This is a genomic window from Mycoplasma ovis str. Michigan, assembly GCF_000508245.1.
GTDB classification, from domain to species: Bacteria; Bacillota_I; Bacilli_A; order Mycoplasmatales; family Mycoplasmoidaceae; genus Eperythrozoon_A; species Eperythrozoon_A ovis.
The window spans coordinates 269,968-290,420 of sequence record NC_023062.1; the positions used below are offsets into that span (position 1 = coordinate 269,968).

General features: G+C 31.8%; 24 protein-coding genes. 12 read left to right on the forward strand and 12 right to left on the reverse strand.

What is annotated here, in order from left to right:
* The first annotated feature begins 60 nt into the window (after positions 1-60).
* Entirely contained in the window at positions 61-825 is a 765-nt protein-coding gene (locus MR07_RS01485) for a potassium channel family protein (RefSeq protein ID WP_024071107.1), read from the forward strand.
* On the opposite strand, the gene fba is transcribed toward MR07_RS01485, so the two are convergent.
* The 6 genes from fba to rpsL are packed head-to-tail and all read right to left on the reverse strand — an operon-like array spanning position 826 to position 6,506.
* Positions 826-1,695, reverse strand: a complete 870-nt coding sequence (fba, locus tag MR07_RS01490; RefSeq protein ID WP_024071108.1) for a class II fructose-1,6-bisphosphate aldolase — start codon at positions 1,693-1,695, stop codon at positions 826-828.
* 4 nt (positions 1,696-1,699) lie between these two features.
* The gene (gene grpE, locus MR07_RS01495) at positions 1,700-2,326 is read right to left on the reverse strand and encodes a nucleotide exchange factor GrpE (protein ID WP_024071109.1); all 627 of its coding nucleotides are present in this window, start codon (positions 2,324-2,326) and stop codon (positions 1,700-1,702) included.
* A gap of 39 nt (positions 2,327-2,365) precedes the next feature.
* A complete protein-coding gene (locus MR07_RS01500) occupies positions 2,366-3,478 on the reverse strand; it encodes a DnaJ domain-containing protein (protein ID WP_024071110.1) in 1,113 nt (370 codons plus the stop codon).
* 58 nt (positions 3,479-3,536) lie between these two features.
* Complete coding sequence (gene fusA, locus MR07_RS01505; protein ID WP_024071111.1) at positions 3,537-5,609, reverse strand: elongation factor G; 2,073 nt, start codon at positions 5,607-5,609, stop codon at positions 3,537-3,539.
* Positions 5,610-5,612: 3 nt separating this feature from the next.
* A complete protein-coding gene (rpsG, locus tag MR07_RS01510; protein WP_024071112.1) occupies positions 5,613-6,083 on the reverse strand; it encodes a 30S ribosomal protein S7 in 471 nt (156 codons plus the stop codon).
* A 6-nt stretch (positions 6,084-6,089) separates the two neighbouring features.
* Positions 6,090-6,506, reverse strand: coding sequence for a 30S ribosomal protein S12 (rpsL, locus tag MR07_RS01515; protein ID WP_024071113.1), 417 nt, complete (start codon positions 6,504-6,506; stop codon positions 6,090-6,092).
* Between the two features lie 195 nt (positions 6,507-6,701).
* On the opposite strand from rpsL, the gene MR07_RS01520 reads away from it, so the two are divergent.
* The 6 genes from MR07_RS01520 (at position 6,702) to MR07_RS01545 (ending at position 12,010) form a co-directional block, all read left to right on the forward strand.
* Positions 6,702-7,022 (forward strand): HIT family protein, encoded by a 321-nt coding sequence (locus MR07_RS01520; protein ID WP_024071114.1) that lies wholly within the window; start codon positions 6,702-6,704, stop codon positions 7,020-7,022.
* A gap of 57 nt (positions 7,023-7,079) precedes the next feature.
* Entirely contained in the window at positions 7,080-7,445 is a 366-nt protein-coding gene (locus tag MR07_RS01525) for a hypothetical protein (RefSeq protein ID WP_043901171.1), read from the forward strand.
* A gap of 47 nt (positions 7,446-7,492) precedes the next feature.
* A complete protein-coding gene (gene pgsA, locus MR07_RS04095; protein ID WP_327084509.1) occupies positions 7,493-8,071 on the forward strand; it encodes a CDP-diacylglycerol--glycerol-3-phosphate 3-phosphatidyltransferase in 579 nt (192 codons plus the stop codon).
* A gap of 6 nt (positions 8,072-8,077) precedes the next feature.
* Positions 8,078-8,677, forward strand: coding sequence for a diadenylate cyclase CdaM (cdaM, locus tag MR07_RS01535; RefSeq protein WP_024071117.1), 600 nt, complete (start codon positions 8,078-8,080; stop codon positions 8,675-8,677).
* A 63-nt stretch (positions 8,678-8,740) separates the two neighbouring features.
* The gene (locus MR07_RS01540) at positions 8,741-10,315 is read left to right on the forward strand and encodes a magnesium transporter (RefSeq protein WP_024071118.1); all 1,575 of its coding nucleotides are present in this window, start codon (positions 8,741-8,743) and stop codon (positions 10,313-10,315) included.
* Between the two features lie 3 nt (positions 10,316-10,318).
* The gene (locus tag MR07_RS01545) at positions 10,319-12,010 is read left to right on the forward strand and encodes a hypothetical protein (RefSeq protein ID WP_024071119.1); all 1,692 of its coding nucleotides are present in this window, start codon (positions 10,319-10,321) and stop codon (positions 12,008-12,010) included.
* Here MR07_RS01545 and MR07_RS04355 read toward each other — a convergent pair.
* Positions 12,007-12,153 (reverse strand): hypothetical protein, encoded by a 147-nt coding sequence (locus MR07_RS04355; RefSeq protein ID WP_024071120.1) that lies wholly within the window; start codon positions 12,151-12,153, stop codon positions 12,007-12,009. The two genes, MR07_RS01545 and MR07_RS04355, sit on opposite strands and share 4 nt — an antisense overlap.
* Before the next feature lie 94 nt (positions 12,154-12,247).
* Between MR07_RS04355 and MR07_RS04100 the strand changes: the two genes are divergently transcribed.
* The 4 genes from MR07_RS04100 to rplQ are packed head-to-tail and all read left to right on the forward strand — an operon-like array spanning position 12,248 to position 16,714.
* Positions 12,248-14,011, forward strand: coding sequence for an ABC transporter permease (locus tag MR07_RS04100; protein ID WP_024071121.1), 1,764 nt, complete (start codon positions 12,248-12,250; stop codon positions 14,009-14,011).
* Positions 14,012-14,014: 3 nt separating this feature from the next.
* Positions 14,015-14,860 (forward strand): phosphate ABC transporter ATP-binding protein, encoded by an 846-nt coding sequence (locus MR07_RS01555; RefSeq protein WP_024071122.1) that lies wholly within the window; start codon positions 14,015-14,017, stop codon positions 14,858-14,860.
* Positions 14,861-14,862: 2 nt separating this feature from the next.
* Positions 14,863-16,371, forward strand: coding sequence for an amino acid permease (locus MR07_RS01560; protein ID WP_024071123.1), 1,509 nt, complete (start codon positions 14,863-14,865; stop codon positions 16,369-16,371).
* 1 nt (position 16,372) lies between these two features.
* Positions 16,373-16,714: a 50S ribosomal protein L17 gene (gene rplQ, locus MR07_RS01565; protein ID WP_024071124.1), complete on the forward strand. Its 342-nt coding sequence runs from the start codon at positions 16,373-16,375 to the stop codon at positions 16,712-16,714.
* 33 nt (positions 16,715-16,747) lie between these two features.
* Here the strand turns inward: rplQ and MR07_RS01570 are convergent, their stop codons facing one another.
* From MR07_RS01570 to MR07_RS01590, 5 genes are all read right to left on the reverse strand, one after another.
* Positions 16,748-16,981, reverse strand: a complete 234-nt coding sequence (locus MR07_RS01570) for a hypothetical protein (protein ID WP_144079551.1) — start codon at positions 16,979-16,981, stop codon at positions 16,748-16,750.
* A gap of 22 nt (positions 16,982-17,003) precedes the next feature.
* Complete coding sequence (locus tag MR07_RS01575; RefSeq protein WP_043901172.1) at positions 17,004-17,891, reverse strand: hypothetical protein; 888 nt, start codon at positions 17,889-17,891, stop codon at positions 17,004-17,006.
* A 24-nt stretch (positions 17,892-17,915) separates the two neighbouring features.
* Positions 17,916-18,122 carry a hypothetical protein gene (locus MR07_RS01580; RefSeq protein ID WP_158432913.1) on the reverse strand — a complete coding sequence of 69 codons (207 nt, stop codon included), beginning with the start codon at positions 18,120-18,122 and terminating at the stop codon, positions 17,916-17,918.
* Between the two features lie 14 nt (positions 18,123-18,136).
* Entirely contained in the window at positions 18,137-19,057 is a 921-nt protein-coding gene (locus tag MR07_RS01585) for a hypothetical protein (RefSeq protein ID WP_024071128.1), read from the reverse strand.
* 304 nt (positions 19,058-19,361) lie between these two features.
* Complete coding sequence (locus MR07_RS01590; protein ID WP_024071130.1) at positions 19,362-19,592, reverse strand: hypothetical protein; 231 nt, start codon at positions 19,590-19,592, stop codon at positions 19,362-19,364.
* Positions 19,593-19,791: 199 nt separating this feature from the next.
* On the opposite strand from MR07_RS01590, the gene MR07_RS01595 reads away from it, so the two are divergent.
* Complete coding sequence (locus MR07_RS01595; RefSeq protein WP_024071131.1) at positions 19,792-20,403, forward strand: hypothetical protein; 612 nt, start codon at positions 19,792-19,794, stop codon at positions 20,401-20,403.
* Positions 20,404-20,453 lie beyond the last annotated feature (50 nt).

The window sequence follows — 20,453 nt, forward strand, 5'->3', positions numbered from 1 at the left end:
TTAAATTATTAAATATTTTGGTCAAAGAGTTACTCTCTATAAGTATTTAGGGTAGTTTTGGTGATAGGCAAAAAAAAACAAAGTCAAAAGAAAGATTATTGCTTAATTGGACTAAGTAAGTTCAATTTAGAAATTGGAAGAATACTAATAAAGGAAGATCAAAGCGTTACTGTCATAGATAATGACACTAACGTTATAGATAGTTGAGGACCTGAATTTGTCAATTCTATCAGTTGCGATGCCACAGATATAAGGGACTTAGAAGACGTAGGAATTAAAGATTTTGACTATGTCATTGTAGGAATAGATGACATGAGAACATCTATTATTATTTGTTCCAATCTAAAGGAATTAAAAGTAGGTAGAATACTTGCAAAAGCTAAAGATGAATTGCATAAAAGAATCTTAAAACTATTAGGAGTCTCTTATAGTATTATTCCAGAATTGTATGTAGTTGAAAATCTTGCATATCAAACAATTTTTGATTTAGAAGTAGAAAGATTGCCTTGCAATAAAGAAGAATTTCAAGAGAGTGACTTTTTCTGTGCCAGATTGCCAGTTTATAACCCACACTTGTGAGGTAGACCTGTAGGTTCAATGATTTTTTTGAGGGAAAACAAATCAGTTATTGTGAGCATAAAGAGACAAAAGGGAGGAGAGACGATAATTCCTGTTGCTATCTCTGATAAATTAGAAAGATCAGATACTGTGTTCTTAATAGCCCAAAAAGATTCTATTGGTAATTTGAAAAATTACTTTATGAAAAATATGCCTGTAAATTTAGTAGAGTTGAAACCAAGAGTTATCGCTAATCCCACTACTTAATTAAGCCTTATTCACTGAACCAAACAAATTAAATTTTTCTTCAATAACTTCCATAATACCTAGAAAACCATAATTAAGTAATTTTCTAGGATCAAAACCTTTTCCCTTCATATCTAGATCTTTCTTTTCTTCAATATATCTTCTAGTTTCGGATGCAAATCTCATTTGCAACTCTGTATTTATATTGATTTTTGTCACTCCTAAAGAAATAGACTTCTTAATAATGTCATCTTTGATCCCAGTCCCCCCATGGAGAACTAAAGGTCTATTAATAGCTTTAGAAATTCTGCTCAAAAGATCTAAATTTAGTCCTTTTCAATTCTCTGGATAAGGACCATGCATATTTCCAATTCCAGCAGCCAATAAAGTTGGATTTAACTTACTTATTTCAACACATTCGTTAACATCAGCTTGATTTCCAAGCCCAATAACTCCATCTTCCTCCCCTGCAAGAGTTCCAACTTCTAACTCAACTGAAGCTCCCTTTGCATTTGCAGCCTTTATAACTTCTTTAGATTTTTGACAGTTTTCTTGGAAAGGCAAGTGAGAGCCATCAAACATTACTGAAGAAAAACCAGCCTCCAATGCCTTAAAACAACCTTCATAAGTTCCATGGTCTAGGTGCAATATTACTGGAACAGTAATTTTTAAGTCTTCGGTCATTCCCCTAACCATTGAAGCAACAGTTTTGTATCCTCCCATGTATTTTGCCGCCCCCTCAGAAACTCCAACAATTACTGGAGAATTACATTTTTGAGCAGTCAACAAAATAGCTTTTGTTCACTCTAGATTATTTGTATTTATTTGTGCAATAGCATATCCCTCTTTTAAAGCCTTATTGGAAACTTCTATTGCATTAACTATTGGCATATTCTTATATTCCCACCTTAACTTGAGCCAACTTAATTACTCTCTGATTTAACTTATAACCTTTACTAAAAACCTCTAGTATTTTGTTTCTTTTCCCCTCTTCAACTTTATCAGTTTCCAAACTTTCCATAATTTCTGAGTCAAACTCTTGACCAACTACAGGAATTATTTGATTTATGTTAAAAGACTGAAATAAAGATTCAAATTGAGTTAAGAACATTTTGAATCCAGAAAGATATTTTTTCACTTCTTCACTGCTAGGGGCTGAGCATAACACACTCTCCAATCTAGAAACAATATTTACTAATTCAGTTAATTGAGATTCATAAAGGTATTTCTTCTGCTCTTCTTGCTGAAGACTATATTTCTTTTCTATTTCCTTCTCTTTTTCCTTAATAAGTGCCGAAGCCTCTTCACTTTTCTTTTGAATAGTGTCCAAAAACTTTTTATTTAAATCTTCTCTAAACTGTTCTTCCCTTGCCTCCAATTCTTTAATCCTCTTTTCTAACTCTTGAATCTTCTTGTCTTTTATGTCTTCAGATTTTTCACTTAAAAGTTCAAGATCTAAATTTTCTGTTGTTTTAGCCTTTGTCTTCTTCTCTTCCTCCTTAGTTTTCTTTTTAAAACACATTGAACTTATAAAAGATTTATTGATTCAATCAAAAAAGAATTAAATTTCTTCGTATTCTTTTTTAAAAAGTTTGATTCAATCCTTCGATTCCTTAGAATCAGTCAACTTTATTGATTTTATTTTCTCTATTTCTGCTGGAGAAAGCTTTAAAGTAGCTATCTCTATCTTTACGAATAAATTTCCTATCCCCTTTTTCTCAAAATTTATTCCAAGTCCCTTAAGTTTCAATAACTCTTTACTGTTAGAATTCGGAGGAATTTTAACATTTCTTATTCCATATGGGGTTGGAACTTCTATACTTCCTCCTAGTATTGCCACCAAAGGGTTAATGAACACTTTAGTGTAAAGATTATCTCCCTCTCTAGTGAAGATATCGGAGCTTTTTACATTAATTTTTAGATAAATTCTCCCTTCATCATAAGATTCCTTATCTCTGTACCAAAGAGTGTCTCCGGTTTTAACGCCCCCTGGGATTTTTATAGTAACTCTCTTATTTTCCGTGTTATATCCTTGTCCCCTGCAAGTTGTACATAATTTTGTAATCTGTTCTCCAGATCCTCTACAATATCTACAGACATTTTTTTGCTCTATAATCCCAAATAAACTCTTTGTTCTGATAACTTCATACCCTGAACCCCTGCAAGCGGAGCAATCATAAATATAACTTTTATTTCCCTGAAAAGTTCTAATTCCATTACATTCACTACATAATTTGTTTGCCTTATAGCTTAATTCATAGTTGCATCCCTTAACTGACTGCAAGAAACTAATAGTTACGTCTTTTCTAGGGGCTTCAGCTTCTCTTCTACTTTGTCTATGTCCAGAAGTTTGAAAAGAAGAGAAGAAAGAGTCTTCTCCTTCTTGTCTAGAGAAGAAACTACTGAAGATGTCAAAAGGATTAGCCCCTCCTTCGAATCCTTGGGCTCCACCCGCATTTTCAAAACCAGCACCAAATCTGTCATAATTGGATTTCTTTTGAGGATCACTTAAAACCTCATAAGCTTCGTTTATCTTCTTAAATTTTTCTTCTGCTCCTGCAGATTTATTTATGTCAGGGTGATACTGTTTAGCTAGTTTTCTGTAGGCTTTCTTAATCTCATCTTGAGTGGCATTTTTATTTAGACCTAAGACCTCATAAAAATCTCCACTCATAATTAACTAATTAATTATTAATCTCAAACAAATTTTGAAAGAAGAACTATTTAAATATTTACTTGGTTTCTGCTATAAATCCTGGAATATCTTTCAATAGATGTTTTGGAAGAGGTTGATAGTGTGAGAAAGACATTGAATAAACACCTCTACCTTGAGTCAAGGATCTTAAAGTAGTTGCATATCCAAACATTTCTTTCAGGGGTATTTTACAGCTAATAGTGCTAACAGAAGAAGACAATTCTGTAGAAGTTATTAATCCCCTTTTAGATGTAACATCACCCATTACAGAACCAAAATATTGCGGAGGAGAATTAATTTCAATAGACATAATTGGCTCTAATAAGATAGACCCACATTTTTTACTCGCTTCCTTGAGAGAAAGAGATGCTGCTATTTTGAAAGCCATTTCATTTGAGTCAACTTCGTGAAAGGATCCATCATAAAGAGTTGCCTTTATGTCTATTATTGGATAACCAGCTAGTTGACCAGCTTTCATAGCATCTACTAATCCCTCTCTAATGGACTTGATGTATTCTTTAGGGATTTTTCCCCCGACTATCTTATCTACAAATTCAAATCCTTTCTCTTGATTTGGTTCATACTTAATTCATACATGTCCATAGTTACCTCTACCGCCAGTTTGTTTAATATATTGCCCCTCAACTTCTTTCGTTAAAGTAAAGGTTTCTCTGTATGCAACTTGTGGAGCCCCTACATTTACTTGAAGCCCAAACTCTCTTTGCATTCTATCTATAAGTATTTCTAGGTGCAATTCACCCATCCCCGAAATAATAGTTTGACCAGTTTCATAGTCTGAAGAGATTTTGAAAGTTGGATCTTCATCTGCTAATTTTTTCAATACTATTGAGAGTTTTTCTTGGTCTGATTTAGTCTTTGGCTCAATAGCCAAAGAGATAACTGGCTCAGTGAATGCCATTGCTTCAAGTAAGAAATCTGATTGAGGGGATTCAGTGATAGTATCACCGGTTTTTAAGCTTTTTGGGCCCACCAAAGCACAAATTTCTCCAGTGCTAGCTGCATCAATTTCAATCTTGTGATTTGAGTGCATTTTCACTAACTTACCAACTCTTTCTTTCACATCTCTAGTAGAGTTGTAGATAGTATCTCCCTTCTTCAACTTACCTGCATAAATTCTTATAAAAGTAAGTCTCCCCACAAATGGGTCTGTGGCAATCTTAAAAGCTACAGCCACTAAACCAGATTCATCTTTATTTGCAATAGTTATTTCTTCCCCGCCTCTAGTAAAGGCTTTTGTAACGGGAATATCAAGAGGAGAGGGTAGATAATCAACTATTGCATCCAGTAAAAACTTAACTCCCTTATGTTTAAAAGAAGAACCGCATAAAACTGGAAAGAAAGAACCAGTTAATGTTGCTTTTCTAATGCACATCTTGATTTCACTCTCTTTAACCTCTTCACCAGACAGGAACCTATTAAGAATTTCATCATCATAAACCAATACTTCATTTAAGAGAATTTCTCTTAAACTTTTAACTTCATCTATTTGATCTTCTGGAATTGGAATTTCTTCAAATTCCTCATCCACCCCAGCTTTAAATGTATAAGCTTTAAGCCCTACTAGGTCAATAATCCCTCTAAAACTAGATTCATTCCCAATATTTAGTTGAATTGGAGAGAATTTAATATTCAATCGCTCTTTAAGAGATTTCATAGAAGATTGAAAACTAGCACCAACTTTATCCATCTTGTTGCAGAAGATAATTCTCGGCACCGCATACTTATTCGCCTGCCTCCAAACAGTTTCAGTTTGCGGTTCAACTCCCATTGCACCATCAAGTACCACCACAGCACCATCAAGAACTCTCAAAGATCTTTCAACTTCAACTGTGAAGTCTACATGACCCGGTGTGTCAATTAAGTTAAGTACAACTCCCTTTCACTCAGTGGTAGTAGCTGCGGAAGTAATAGTGATCCCCTTTTCTCTTTCTTGCTCCATTCAGTCCATAGTTGCACTACCCTCATGCACCTCTCCCATTTTGTGTATCTTCCCTGTGTAATAAAGTATTCTTTCACTAGTAGTTGTCTTTCCAGCATCAATGTGAGCCATGATCCCAAAGTTTCTAAGATTTAGTAACTTATCAGACATTATCTAAAAGCGATAATATGCAAAAGCCTTATTACTTTCAGCTGTCTTAATAACTTCTATCTTTCTTTTTATGGCCAGTCCAGTATTGTTTGAAGCATCAATAATTTCAGCCGCTAATGCTTCAACAATAGTCAACTCACTTCTTTTTCTACTATATTTGATTAACCATCTTAAAGCTAAAACCTCTCTCCTTTCTTTACTAGACTCTACAGGAACTTGATAGTTAGCCCCTCTAACTTTTCTATTTTTGAGTTCAATGCTAGGAGCAACATTTTTAATAGCTTGTTCAAAAACTTCTAAAGGATCTTTTTCAGTTTTTTCTTTAACTCTCTCTAAAGCGTTATAGATAATTCTTCTAGCTAATTGTTTTTTTCCCTCTCACATTACCAAATTGATAGCTTTGGCGACAACAAGAGAGTTGTAGGCAATATCTGGAAGAATCTCTCTTTTTTTAAGCTTTCTTTTTTTTCTAATTGTCGACTAGTTCTTTTTTTCTTTTTTAACTCCATATTTAGATCTTTCTTTTTTCCTTTTATCTACTGGAGCGGCATCCAACTTTCCTCTCACTATGTGATATTTAACTCCAGGAAGATCCTTAACTCTACCACCTCTAATAATTACTACATGGTGTTCTTGCAGGTTATGCCCCTCGCCAGGGATATATGCAAGAACCTCATGGTTATTGGAAACTCTAACCTTAGCAAATTTTCTTAGAGCGGAGTTAGGTTTCTTTGGTGTCATAGTAGAAACCTTAATACAAACCCCTCTTTTCAAGGGATTAGGTCTTTTTATAGATCTATTTCTAAGAGAATTTCAGCTCTCTTGTAAAGCTTGTGATTTAGACTTTTTCTTCTTTCTCTGCCTCCCGTGTTTAGCTATTTGTGCTAATGTAGGAATAGTTAATAATTAAAAATTTTCTATAAAAAACAACTAAATTTTTCTAAAAGTATTCATTTGATACAAAAATTCCTAAAAAATTTTAAATTTCTAAGTATTTATATTTAAAGGTTTTCATCTATTTTTAAGTTAGAAGTGAATAAAAATAATAAAAGAAATGAAAATTTAATTTAAATATTCAGTAATAGATAGATTATGTGTATATTCTGCGATATATCTTCAAATTTATCTGAACAATCAAATCTAATTAAAGAGGGAAAACATGTTTTCATAATACCAGATAAGCATCCTGTAACTGAGGGCCACTCCTTGGTAATAACTAAGGAACATTATCAAGACTTTAGCTCTTGTTCTGATGAGGCTCTAAAAGAGGCAGTTATTCTTGCCAAGGAATATTCAAAACAATTGCAAAAAGAAAATCCCAAAATTCAGGGATTTAACTTTGTTTCTAATCAAGGTTCGAAAGCTAAGCAAGTAATTTTTCACTTTCACTTACATATAATCCCAAGATATTAAAAATTACTTTGGTATTTAAAGTTAAATTAAAATTGATAAGTTTTTAATTTTCTTAAGATGACTGACGGCTCACCCAAAAAAAACATGTTAAATTTTCAAATTTCAATTTCCAAAGAACTATATGAAAAGTTAAAAGATCAACTAAAACTCTTAAAGGATAATAATGTTCAAGGTCTTGAAGACATTGAAACCATTGAACAGTTAATTGTTTTTTATTTAGAACATTTTTCCGCCGGAGAGGAAAAAATGAAGAAGATTGAAGAAAGAATGCAAAGTGTTTTAGACACCTTAAAAGATAGAGGAGTTGATGTAATGGATTTGTTTGATTCTTTTAATAAAAAAATTAAGGAGGAGGAGAAAGAAGGAGAGTCTGATGATTCAGAAAAAAATAAGGATTCTAGTTCAGACAAGAAAAAGAGTTAAAAAGAGAGTTTAGAGTTTTTAGTTTAGATAAAAAATCAATCCCAAATTTATTAACAAAGTCTAGATTCTTTTTAGGTTTTCTTTCAATATTTTTTTATTTTTTATTTGTTGTTTTAGGTGAAAAACAAAAAGGTTTATTTAGCGTAAGTTATTCTAATCACAAACAAGCAGGAGCCTTTTTAATAGTCAGTTTTATTTTTTTAATTTGTTCCATAATAACTGACTATTATGATGGAGTTTTGGCTAGAAAATGGAAATGTGAATCTAATTTTGGAGCAGTTTTCGATCCTTTGGCAGACAAGATATTAGTTTCATCTTTTTTAGTCTTATTTAGCGCTTCCTCTTTAGTTCACTGAATAATACCTGTTTTGTCTATTTATAGGGAAATCTCTATAGAGTTCATTAGATATAAATTGAAAAAAATAGGAGTTTGATTGGCGGCTAGCAAAACTGCTAAGTGAAAAACCACAATTCAATTCGCAGGAGTAGTACTAGGATTTTTAGTATCAAGTTCATGAGGAAAAGAGATATTAAACGTGTTTTTCATTATTTCTCTTTTATTCAGCTTTAAGTCTTTTGTGAAATATCTAAAAATTTATTGAGATTATTTTGGAATTAAAAAATAGATCTTTATGGGCTTAGAAGTTGGTACATTTATTATTTCTTTTTTTACATTTATTCTGATTTTTTGCTATGTTTCCATCAAAAAAGTTTGATTTAAGAAATATATTTGAAAGTTCTTTAGAAAAAGAAATATTTCAGTTTCAGAATTTGAAAACTTTATTTTCTCTTTAAGTTCTGCACTACTTAAGTTTTCAAAGAAAAAAGTAGGCGCTTTGATAGTTATAGAAAAATTTCAAAATTTACAGGATTACATTAATACTGGATACAAAGTTCAAGCAAATTTTTTTTCAGATTTTTTGTACAACATTTTTCAGAATAAAGAGTCTGCAATGCATGACGGAGGAGTAATTATTAGGGGACTTGAAATTCAATCTGCATCTTGTTATTTTCCAATTTATTCTCATAGAAATATTCCACATGAATACGGCTCAAGACACAGAGCAGCTTTGGGAATTACAACAGAAACTGATGCGATAGCATTATTAGTTTCTGAAACCACTGGAAAGATATTATTCTCTGAGGGGGGAAAATTTCAAGAACTTGAGAGCGAGAATGTTAAGTTATTGGCAAAATCACTCTCTCAGGTTCTTAGTTACTACATAGAATAAGTCAATTTTTACTTAAAATGAATTTGGGGAAAAGGGGATTATTGTCTACGCGACCTTGGATAGGTGTTATTCCGTAAAAATAAATCCCTAGAAAGGGATAAATATTCTAGTAGACTCTCAACTAAATTAATAAGGGCTTTCGAATTAAAAAATTACGCTTCGATTAAAGAACTTTCAAGAGCCTACTCCGTTCCAACTCTAGTTAAAGCTTTAGAAAAACTTTCTAACTTTGAGTTAATAAACATTATCTTTATAACTCTGAGTGAAGAAAGATTAGAAGACTTTTTCTTTTCTTTCTCAGAATACAACAGGTTAACCATTTTAAAAACTATTAGACCAGCATTACTTTCTAAACTTCTCACTCAATTACAACCCGACAAGATTGCAGAAATTCTTTCTATAGTAGATAGCGATTTATCTAAAAAAATAATTTATCTTTCTTCCCCGCAACAAAGAAAAGAACTAAACATAATAAGTAGTTTCTCCCACTCTCAAGTGGGTAGTATCATGAATACTTCAATATTGACAATACCTGAAAACTTTAAGATTCCACAAGCTCTTAACTATATCAAAAAAAAGAGAAACAAGATTGAAATTGGTGATGAATTATTTGTAGTCAATTTGAATCAAGAGGTTGTTGGTTCCGTAAATATTCAAAATCTCTTTTTCTCAACTAAAAATTCTTTATCTGTTGGTGAAATAGTAGATAAAGACTATATCTCTATCTCCGCGAGCGGTCAGATTGGAGAGGCAGTTGATCTATTTCAGAAATATCCATTCACTTCTGCAGCTGTATTGAATGAAAAAGACCAAATATTAGGAGTTATTACTAGCAAAGACATTCTTCCAGAGATAGTTGATGAAAGTATGGAAGATGTTCATAGATTCTATGGAATTGTTAGCCTACAACATTCGTATATTAAATCCACTGCTTGAGAAGTGGTGAAATCTAGACTTTTCTGATTAATAGTGTTGTTGTTTTCAACAACCTTAACTACACTAATAATAGATAAGTTTGAACATTTAGGAGTACAGTGAACTACTGGGCTCTCTTCGGCAATATTAGTCCCTTTAATTCCGCTGATAACGGATATGTGTGGGAATTCTGGAAGTCAGACTGCAACTTCAATAATTCAGTCTTTTGCGAGTAATGAGTTAAGCTCTAAAGATTTGTGATTTGTAACAAAAAAAGAATTAAAAGTTTCTGTAATTGTGGGAGGAATAGTCTCAATAGTTAATTTTTTAAGACTTTTGGCTTATTTTGCTGTTTTTCCAATCTCGACGGATAAAGTTGTTAAATTACAAGCAAATAGCTCATCCTTGCTTCCTATTCATTCGGAACAATGGAAGCATTTTCCTATATTTCTTCAAGCTCAACAAAAAACATATAACCCAAAGTCAATGGGTTATATTGGTTCTGCAATTTCTTCATTATCTTTATTCGTAGTTATTATTCTTTCTAAATTAACAGGAGTGTTTATTCCCTTTTTTGCATACAAATTCTTTAAAGATCCGGCTTCTATGACTACTCCTGCGTTAACTACTATATTGGATGCAATAGGAACTTTAATCTTCTTTTCCATAGGTGTTGGAATTATTGCTGGAAGTACCAGTCTCTTAGTTTGTTCAAAGAATTAGTAAATGTATAGGACTCTTAAGAGACTTGTATTTAGGTTCAGAAGAAGGGCTTTTGAAGAGCAAAAAAATCAAGTATTAAGTCAACTAAGTGAAAGAGAATGGGAGCTTAGGAGCGATTGATTAAGTAACTCAGCTAATTTTCTTTCATTAACAAATGACAAAAAGATCGTCAGCAATAAGTCACGATTTTTAGTTAGACAGCTTAAAAATATTGGTTTATTCTTCAGTACTTTTGGATTAGCTCCATTTATCTCTTTATTAGTTAATCCAAGGATAAGAGGATCTTCTTCTATAAAAGAGTTAAAGTCTCTGGAATCTAGAAGAAAGGAAATTGAAGAGGCTAAGAATTACTTTCAAAAAATTCAAGATAACGAACAAGGCTATGCCAGAAATAAGGAAAAAGAATTAGAGCCTTGATCAGAAGAAATAGTTTCCTATTCCTTAACTTCTATGCCATTCAGCAAATATGAAGAAATTATTGAAAAAAAGAACAAAGATCCTTACATAAGGTTTCTTCATATTTATGCAATTGTTATTGCTTTTTTGTTTACAGGAGGATTCATAACTTTTTATTGAATATTCAAAAAAAGTAGAGATCCTCAATATAGGTTTTTAGATAGCGCTTTAACGAAACATGTTGTTGAAGGAGAAAGGTTTGAAAAATATTTAACTGAATTAATTAGACAGAAATATGAATTTGACAGTATTCACAATATTAACTATTGTTTGAAATGCGCCTTCAGAGAGGTTGCATTATCTTCAACGATCCAAACAAAATTCTTGAGAAAACCCTCATTTAGAAATATTTTCTTTTTTGTTGTTTCGATATTGTCAGGAGGACTATTTCCTATGTACATTTATTGATTATCAATGAGAAATGAGAGCGAAAGATTCAATAAATGATGAGCTTTAAAGAGAACTAAAGAATGGAACCAAATAGAATCCCTGAGTGCGATTTCTGCAGGTTGATTGGGAAGAAGCATTAAGTTTCTTAAAAAACTTTGGTCAGATTTACATATTTTCAGCTATATAGCTTCAACAGCTCAGCTAGCTGTTGCAACTGTATTTTTAAAGCCTTTTAAGGGAATTTGAAGAATTAATAATGCTTTCTTTAATGCTATAAGCGCACAATCAAATAGAAAAGCAGTTAATTCTTGCCTATTATTAATTTCCTTTGGTTTGATTACGATTTGAGGTTATGCTTATGATTTCGATGATTTAATTGGCTCTTCCTATACAGTAAGTATCGGTGTTGGGAGAGCATTTAGCTGAGCTTTCTATGCATTAATTGTTTGACATGTTATGATACTTTCTTGGTTTGGTTGAGATAATTATTTCAGAAAACATTGAGTTAAGCTATATGCCAAACTCGGAAAAGCTTGAGCTGAATTATTAGCACCTAAACCAAAGCGAGTAATTAGGGCTATTCCAGCCTCTAATTTTGCCATGAGCTCACAATACTTCAAACCACCTCAAAACCTTAAAACTTTGAATTGAGGATTATTTTGAATGTTCTCTTCACCTCTATCTAAGTGAATGGTTAATTTGCTCTTACTACTATTAAGCTATGCTTTTTTGTTAGTTTGAAGTTTTATTTATAAATTCGATATTTCTGGTTGACCTTTCTACACTATGCTAGTAAGTTCATCTCTATTCTTACTACTGTTTGGATATCACATTTACCTAGTGGTCTAATAATTAAGTGTTCTAATTAGGCAGGCCAGCTTAACTTTCTCCCCTGAGGAGGGGAGAAATACAATACTTAAATCTGCCAGCTTCATTTGTTTTGTATTTTTATTTGGCTCTTTAGCTCTTTTCTTAGGGTTTATTTTTCACAAATCAGTTAATTCTGTTATTGAATTTGGTCCTAAAAATTTTTTTTGAAATTGAAAAACTGAAAAAGGAGCGCCCTTTGTTTCAGTTTATGCCCCTTTGATATACACCTTAATTCTTGTTGTAATTTCAGTTTGAGTCACTAATAAATTATCTCTAAAACTAGCCAAAAATCTTGTAAAGCTTAAAGATTCTTACAAAAAAATATTTATTGGTCTGCTTAGATTAGTTTCAATATTACCTTCTTTTATAACTTCTTTTGTTCTGTTTGAGGCCATATCCCCTTTATTGATAAAAGCATTTTGATTTGTCCCTAATCACTCATTAATTTGAGTAATTATTTGTTTTTTCTCAATATTATTTCCATCTTCCTGCTTAACTTACATAGATTGGTTTAACTCTAGAGAAATAGAAACCATGAACTCAGCTTTGCTGAGTTTAGCTTTAGATGATAAATATAGAGAAAAAATTTACTTGCGTTGCTCAAAAAAAATAATTTATTTAACTTGAGCAACCTCTTTAATAAAAGCTTTAGGGGAAAGTGTAGCTTTAAGTTGATTTCTATCTAGCGATAGGTATGACAATCCCTTTAAATCTCTAAAACACTTTTTAAGTTCAAGTAGCCATACCATTTCTAGCTTGATTTCTTCTTTTTATTTTTCAGAAGGAGGAGGCAAAAAAAATAAAGAATCTATGTTTGTGTTTGGTTCAGTTTTATTGTTATTTTCAATATTTATTAATTGATTTCTTAAGAGAAAATCTTCAGCAATCATTTACAAGCAAAATGTATTAAGCAAAAGACTAGAAAAATGATCCTGCAGATTTAAAAATTTTTTTGAAAAACTTAAGTATTCCAATTCCTTTGTATATCTTTCTAGATATTTACAAAAGGAAATTTACAACAAGAAAACATTTAAGTACAAGCAGTTTTTAAGTATCTTTAGAAAATGAAGAGAAAGAATCTTCTCTTTCTTAGTTTTTTCTTTTTTTCTCTCAATCTTTGGAGTAATAATATTTAGGGGACTTTACTTTATTTTTTATAACATCGCAATCGGCTCTTATGAAACATATAGTTTAGAGGGAATAGTAGTTCCAACTTGGAACACCGCCCTTTTATTGTTTTTTTCTATTTCTTGATCACTACCTATAAGCTTTCTATCGGCTTTTTTTGTAAATGTTTATTTCATAAAAAATAGAAAAATTAAAAATTTTTTAATTTCTGTTATTTCTGGTATAGGAACAGCTCCACCTATGCTTTGAGCTATGTTTAGCTCTTTATTTTTTATTAGTTATCTGAAATTAGGAGTTGGAAAAGTTTCTGTATTGTCAGGAATTCTTTCCTTTACTATATTGAGCTTTCCATTTTTGTTTAATAGATTTTCTAATCTATTTGAAATTTATTCACAGAAATACAGTAAAACCTTGTCTTATCTAGGTTTACAGAATTTCAACTTAATTTTTTTAATACTTAGAGATGGAAGGGAAAAGATCAAAAAACATTTATCTGGTCTAGCCACAAAATTAAATGGGGAAAGTGGATTGTTATTTATTACTATGGGTGCTTCTCCCTCAGATAGATTCACTCTTTGAGGCCCCGGACAAACATTAACAACTAAAGTATTTGCAACTTTTTACAAATACAGAGTAGTGGAAATAAAGTCAATAGTTTATGAAACTATCTTTTTTATATTTGTTTTCTCATTATTTCTTTATTCTCTTTTGACTACTTTTTGAATAAGGTTATTCAAAAAACTTATTAAGTGTTGCAAGAAAACCTATTTGAGAATTAATTTAAATTACTACTGGAATTGAAATACTAAGAAAAAAGTTCAATTCTTAGTACAGTCAAGAATTTTGCAGTAATTTGTGAAATTTACTAAAAGAAAAAGAGTTGAACAACCTCCACCTTACAAGTTATTTAATTCCGAAGAAGAATCAGAATTTCTATATTTAAAAAATTTTTCTCTCTTTCTGGAAGAAGAGAAGAATAAGAAAAAAACGATGTTAACAGATATTAATTTGTCTTTTTCCAAGAATAAGGTTTTTGGTATTGTTGGGCCTTCTGGCGCAGGAAAGTCACTGTTGCTCAATTCAATTACTAAGGGATTATTAGAAAGTGAAAATAGCTCCAAATATAGTTGAGAGGGACAAATAGTTTATAAAGGAACAGAACTACTTTCCACCTCCTTTCCAGTTGAAGTATTGAAGAGAAAAATAGGTTTAATTAGTCAATTACCAGTTTTATTTCCACTAACAATAAGAGAGAATATTCTTTTCGCTTTAAAGGCGAGAGGACTTTATGATTCCAAGCTACTGGAAATTAAGCTAAAGAAGATACTAATTGAATGTGATCTTTGAGAAGAATTAAAAGACAGGCTGGATAGTTGTCCCATAGGTACTTTATCTGTAGGTCAGGCGCAAAAGTTATGCTTCGCTAGGGCTTTAATTCTGGAGCCAGAATTATTGTTAATGGATGAGCCAACTAGCGCTCTAGATCCGTCTTCTGCCTCTAAGATTGAAAAATTAATTTTGAAAATTGCCAATAGGATAACTGTGATAATAGTTTCACACTCACTATCACAGGTTAAACATATTGCTGATTACACAATTTTTCTTAAGGATGGAAAAATAGTTGAACAAGGTCTAACTCCAAAAATATTCACTGCCCCTCAAACCAAAGAATTTAAAAACTTTATACTAGGCCATTACTAGAGATGATTCAATCCTTTTCTTTTAATTCAATTTCTAAGGAACTGAATAGCAGGAAGCTATTCATTATTTCCATTTGCTCTATGTTGGGAGTAGGAATATTCCTCAAATCAAAAACTCTAATTGAGCTCTCTCATAGCAATTTTTGACCTATATTAGTTCTCTTTTGTATTTCTGCTTGTTTGATTATTTCTATGTGCTGAGCCTTTACAAGGCTAGTAGATAGAAATACTAATAGTAGTAGAGGATTTATAGAGTGAGTGGAAGAATATTGCGGAACTAGATTTAAAAATTGAGTTGTTTTATTTACCACTAAGTTATTACACCCAATAGGAGTAATAACTACTGCAGTTTATCTAATTAAGTGAATTAATGGTCAGTATTTTTTATGAGTTTGAGAAACCTGTATATGTGCTGCTTTAATTAGCTTTTTAGTTGTTAGTCTGAATGTTTTTTCTTTTAAAGGTGCAGTCATATTGCAAAAATGTTTGTCTTTTTCCATATTTTTGGCAATACTTTATACATTAGGGTTCGGAATACATTCCTATTTTTCTGGAAATGGCGGACAACAAGAACAACAAGCACAAACTTCTCATTTTGGAATAAATGGTTTAAGTGGATGAACTATTTTGTTATCTGGCCTTCCCTCTATCTTCTTTATGTATGATGGGTTCTATTCAATACTGTCTTTAAAAGAAAAAACTCAAAAAAAGACTTCATTTAGAAAGATAGTTTCTCTGTCTTTCATAACAATTACTCTAATTTATTTTTTTGTAATAAGTGTGACATTATTGGGAGACAAGAAAACAGGGGATTTTATGAAATTTAAGAAATTAGTAGAAGATAAGAATTTCAAAGATGTGTTGATAACTCTTATCTTTTTAACTTTCTTATCTAGCTTAAATGTGACTTGTATGTGTGGGCAAAATCAATTAATTCAGTTGCACTATAAGTACAACTTTAAAGAAATTAATTTAATAAGAAATAGATTTTTAAATGCTGGAAATCGTAAGTATAGCTTAGAGATTAAATTATCTATTTGACTTCATTTGATGAAGCAAATTATAGGAATCTCTTTGATAATAGCTACAATCTCTCAATTAATTTATTGATTGTTGGGTCAAACAGAATTACTGTGAGTTATTAATGATATATTGGCAGAATTAAATTCCTTAATTATTTTTGGAATATTAGGAGTAGTATTGTGAAAATCTAGAGAAGGAAAGAAGACTAATTACTTGACTTCTATAGGAATTTTTATTGCCATTTTGTACTTTTTAGTTAATAATGTAATCTCATTATTTTTAGGAAATTCTTCAGAACAAGGAAAACAACCAAGTAATTTAATAGTTTCATTATTTAAATTACTTATCTTTTTGGTTTTAGTGACTTATCCTGTAGGTCAATGACTTAAATCTAAATCAATAGAAATCTTTAATTTTCCAGATTTTGAGAATAAAAGATTTAATAAACTTAACCAAGGATACTCCCTAGTTAAGTTAGTAAGTAAATAGTATGTCTTATATTCAGAAAAAAGGAATAGATACTGCTAGAAGAAAAATGATTACTAGACAACAATGTTCAGATTTAATTTCTTATGGTCAAATTATTACAAAATTGAGTTGCGCAAGAGCGACTCAAAGATATTTTGAAAAATTAATAACTTTAGCTAAAGAGAATACTTTAGTTACAAAAAGAAAGGCTTATTCTATAGTTCTTAGAACTTCTAAATTTACTAGGGAAGAATTAGTGAAAAAATTGTTTGAAGAACTATCTAAGAAATATAGAAATAGAAAAGGTGGGTATACTAGACTTCTAAAGACTTCTGAAGGATCTTTTCTAGTTCAGTTGGTTTAAAGGGGTAATTAATTCAGCCCCCTTAAGGGCTGACTAAAGCCCCGTGATTTGATTAACATAACTCAAATCTCAAACACTTCTGTTATTAGTAAAGTCCTTACTTTCTAAAGAATTACCATTATTAATTCTTTGAATTTGAGTACTTTCTATTTTCTGAGCTCCTGTTAAATCAATACTCGGAACAACACCTTCTCTGTTATAAACAAACACGCAAACACCCCCAATTCCCATTACTATCATAGGTAAAAAATATTTGACAGGTAACAATTTATAAATTAAAAAATTGTTATTAAGCGGGCTTTAATTCAATCTTTGGAAGAAAATTCCCTCAATCGATTCTATTTCCAAGACTATCTTCGATTCCCTTTTCAGTTATTCTCAAATCTTTATTTCTTCCGTATAAAACTGCTGTAACTTCTCCGATATCGAATTTATATCCTAATTTTTGTTGATTGGTTTTGGCTTGAACCTCTATTGTTGTTGCTGAAGAATTTTTAGTCAATAAACTTACTTTTTCTGGGGAAAATATTTCGGTCCCCAAGCAGGGAGTATTGAATGTCTTTTGAGACCATCTGTAAGTAGTTTGCTTCTTTTCAATTGGAGTGATTACTCCCAAAGACCCTTCTGTAGAGTTTGTGTGTTTTGCATAAACTACAACATTTTCGTTCAATAGCTTTTTCCAATTTTCAGTTCTTTGCTTGCAATAATAATCTGGTTTTTCATCTCCTCATTTAGTGCTATGCCCTTTATTTCAAGCCTCACTTAGTATTGCTTTAGCTTCGTTTAAAGTATTTTCATCTCTATTGTTTTTAAAAAATCTCTTGCCTCTAAATATCACAATCCCTTTCTCTCCTGACCAAATCATAATTGGTTTTTCTTCATCAGCTAAAGTTGATTCATTTCCTACTTTGGAACCGATTCGAGCAGGCCCAAACAAAGTACTGTCACTAAATTGATTTCCCTTAGTGCTGTAAGCTCCCTTAATTTGGACAAAAATTCCCTCTCCCTCTTTTCCCCCTATCTTAATTCAATTTTTTCCTGAAGAATCACTTATGCCTGCTCCAGAAATTTGCATGATTACATTGTCATCGAATCTCAATATTTCTGGAAGTACAAAACTACCTCCTGCAATAGCACCGCCTGAAGCAAAGAATAAAGATAAAGCACTTATCTTCATAAAACTATCTTCTTCTTTAGCTCGTTATTTGCCTTTCGCTTTAGTGTTTCTTCCAAGAAATCATTTAACTGTAGATGACGTTACCTTATGTATATCTGTTACAGAATCTGTTTTTTCAAATTCTGATCTATCAATTCTAGTTTCAGTTTGTAATCTATTAAAGGTACCTGCTACAAAAGCTCCTCCTACACCCATTATTACCAAAGGCAAAAAGTATTGAATTGGTAACAATTCCGCAAGAATCTTTAATTAATCTTGATTGTTGGGTTGTATTTTGAATTTCACTTTATGAAATGTCCTCTAGAGTCTTTTACTCCTTCTGAAGTTATAGAGATTCGGTCTATTCTGTCCAAAATTAAACCATCCAATTCACCCAAATTAACTCCTTGAACATCTCCTCAATTCGACAATCCCTTAAATGTTCTACCAACAGTTTCTGAAGCGTTTGTCGCCTTGTCCTTCCAATCTCCAACAATTACGGCTTGGCTACCAAGTCAAGCAAAACCTTGTGCATAATTACAACCAGTTTTTCCAAAATTAACTTGAGAATTTCCAATTGCCTTATCTGCATAAATCTTTGCTCCTTGATTAGTGTTTCCTAGGAAAATTGGCTTATTTTGTTTAATGACTATTTTCAAAGGACCAGTCAAAAAACCTTTGTAGGATTCAAAAGCCTTATCGCACCATACATCCGGACCAACGCTATCTTCATTCTTGGTAAATGTTGTACCCATAAACCAATCTTTTCAAGTTTTGTACTTCGGAGAAGAATAGACTTTTCTCGTAACACCCGTTCAATCAGTTACTCTCCAACCTGGTATATAGAACATACCGTTCTTGGCACTTCCAATCATTACTCAAGGCTTATTTTCATCTTTGGTTTGATCTGTTGCTACAGAACTTAACTTAATCCCTAAAGCTCCTTTTAACTCTGAACCTACGCCACCAAACTTCTCTGTTTTAAGTGCGGTTTTTATGAATAAACCATTATCGATAGAAAGTCCATTAGAGTCCTTGAAAAAACTAATGTAATTTTGACTATGACTGGAATCTGAAGAAATTTTTATGTCTCTGGAAAAACTTCCATCCAATACGCCCCCCCCAGCAAAAGACAAGACAGTAACTGGAATTCCGCTTCCGGCAAGAACTCCGAATAACTTGCTCATAATTGGAATTATTTTATAACAATCACTTTGTTATTAACAAATATGAAGAAAATCCTGTACCATCCCCCCCCAAAAAAAAGAATATTTCAATCTTTTTCAAAAACATCTCACAAAGGAGACTTCAGATCACTAAATCTCTCTGAGTCTGCTTGAGGGAATGACTGAAAACTTCGGGCATGTCCTAATGAAAATAGTACAAATATCCCCCCCCGCTGATCAAAAATACTCCTTAATAAATAACAAACAATTTTTAATTATTTTTAAAAACAAGGATTAACTAGATAATTCAGAATAATTAGAAATTTTAAGAGACTATTTTTGGACTAAATAACAAATTCATTGGGCTTTTTTCGTTAGTAGGCATTTCAATCCTTTCAGCTACTCTGTCAACGTTTCAAGCTTCAAATTGAACTTTTTCTTCAGTAAATGGACTATACAGCAGGGTTAGATTATTTATTGATGGAGCAGAGAATATTTCAAAAACTGGGCATTCTCATGTTTCAGGTCTTGGCCCAAAATTAGGTGATCGATACACTATTCAACAAATTTCCCAATTAATTAGTTCAAGTTATCGAACAAACAATCCAGCTTTAATTGTTGAAGTTCCGCTTGCTAGACTAGGGTCATACAAACACTACAAGTACTGTATTCCCAAAAATTCTCCACTAATTAAGAGCAGTGGGCAAGTAACCTCCTCTTCTGCGCAAGGAACAGAGACTTGTCAATTAAATTATTTGAATTACCGTACAGAAAAACATCCAATAGAAGAGGTAACCTTCCTGTTGGAATTAATTACTAAATTCATTGAGCTACAACATGCGGCGAACATCTTAATGTTCTATGATTCTTCAACCTATTATGGTCCGAATATTGTTCGAAAAAATGGAGACTCGGGAGGAAAATATCTCGAGTCAATACAAAAAGCCTGTGGCTTGAGAGATATCTCCCCAAAGGAATTCATAAAAGATTTATTCTTTGATCCAAGAATTTCAACTAAAAATTGCTTTCTATCTCCCTCTTCAGCAAAGATTCATTTAGATATATCTAAAGTCCTCGGTACTGTCGACAGCTCCACTTCGACTCCCAGTCTAAAAATAGATCAACTAAAAAAAGGTAAATTGAAGGGATCTTTGAAGTATGGAATATTTGATTATTCCACCAAAATAAAGCAAATCACAACTCAAAATGGCTCCGGAAAACAAAAGTACTTAGGACTAAAAATAGATTGACCACTAACTTTTTATCAAGAGCCAGATAAACAAAATAATTGTTCTGTAAAATCCCTCCTCAAAAAGGTCCGCCGAAGAGAGTTAACTTTCGAAGAATTGAAAAGTAAATGTATTTAGATCACTTCAAACTTTCCATAATTTTCTATGGAAAAATAATTAAACCAAGA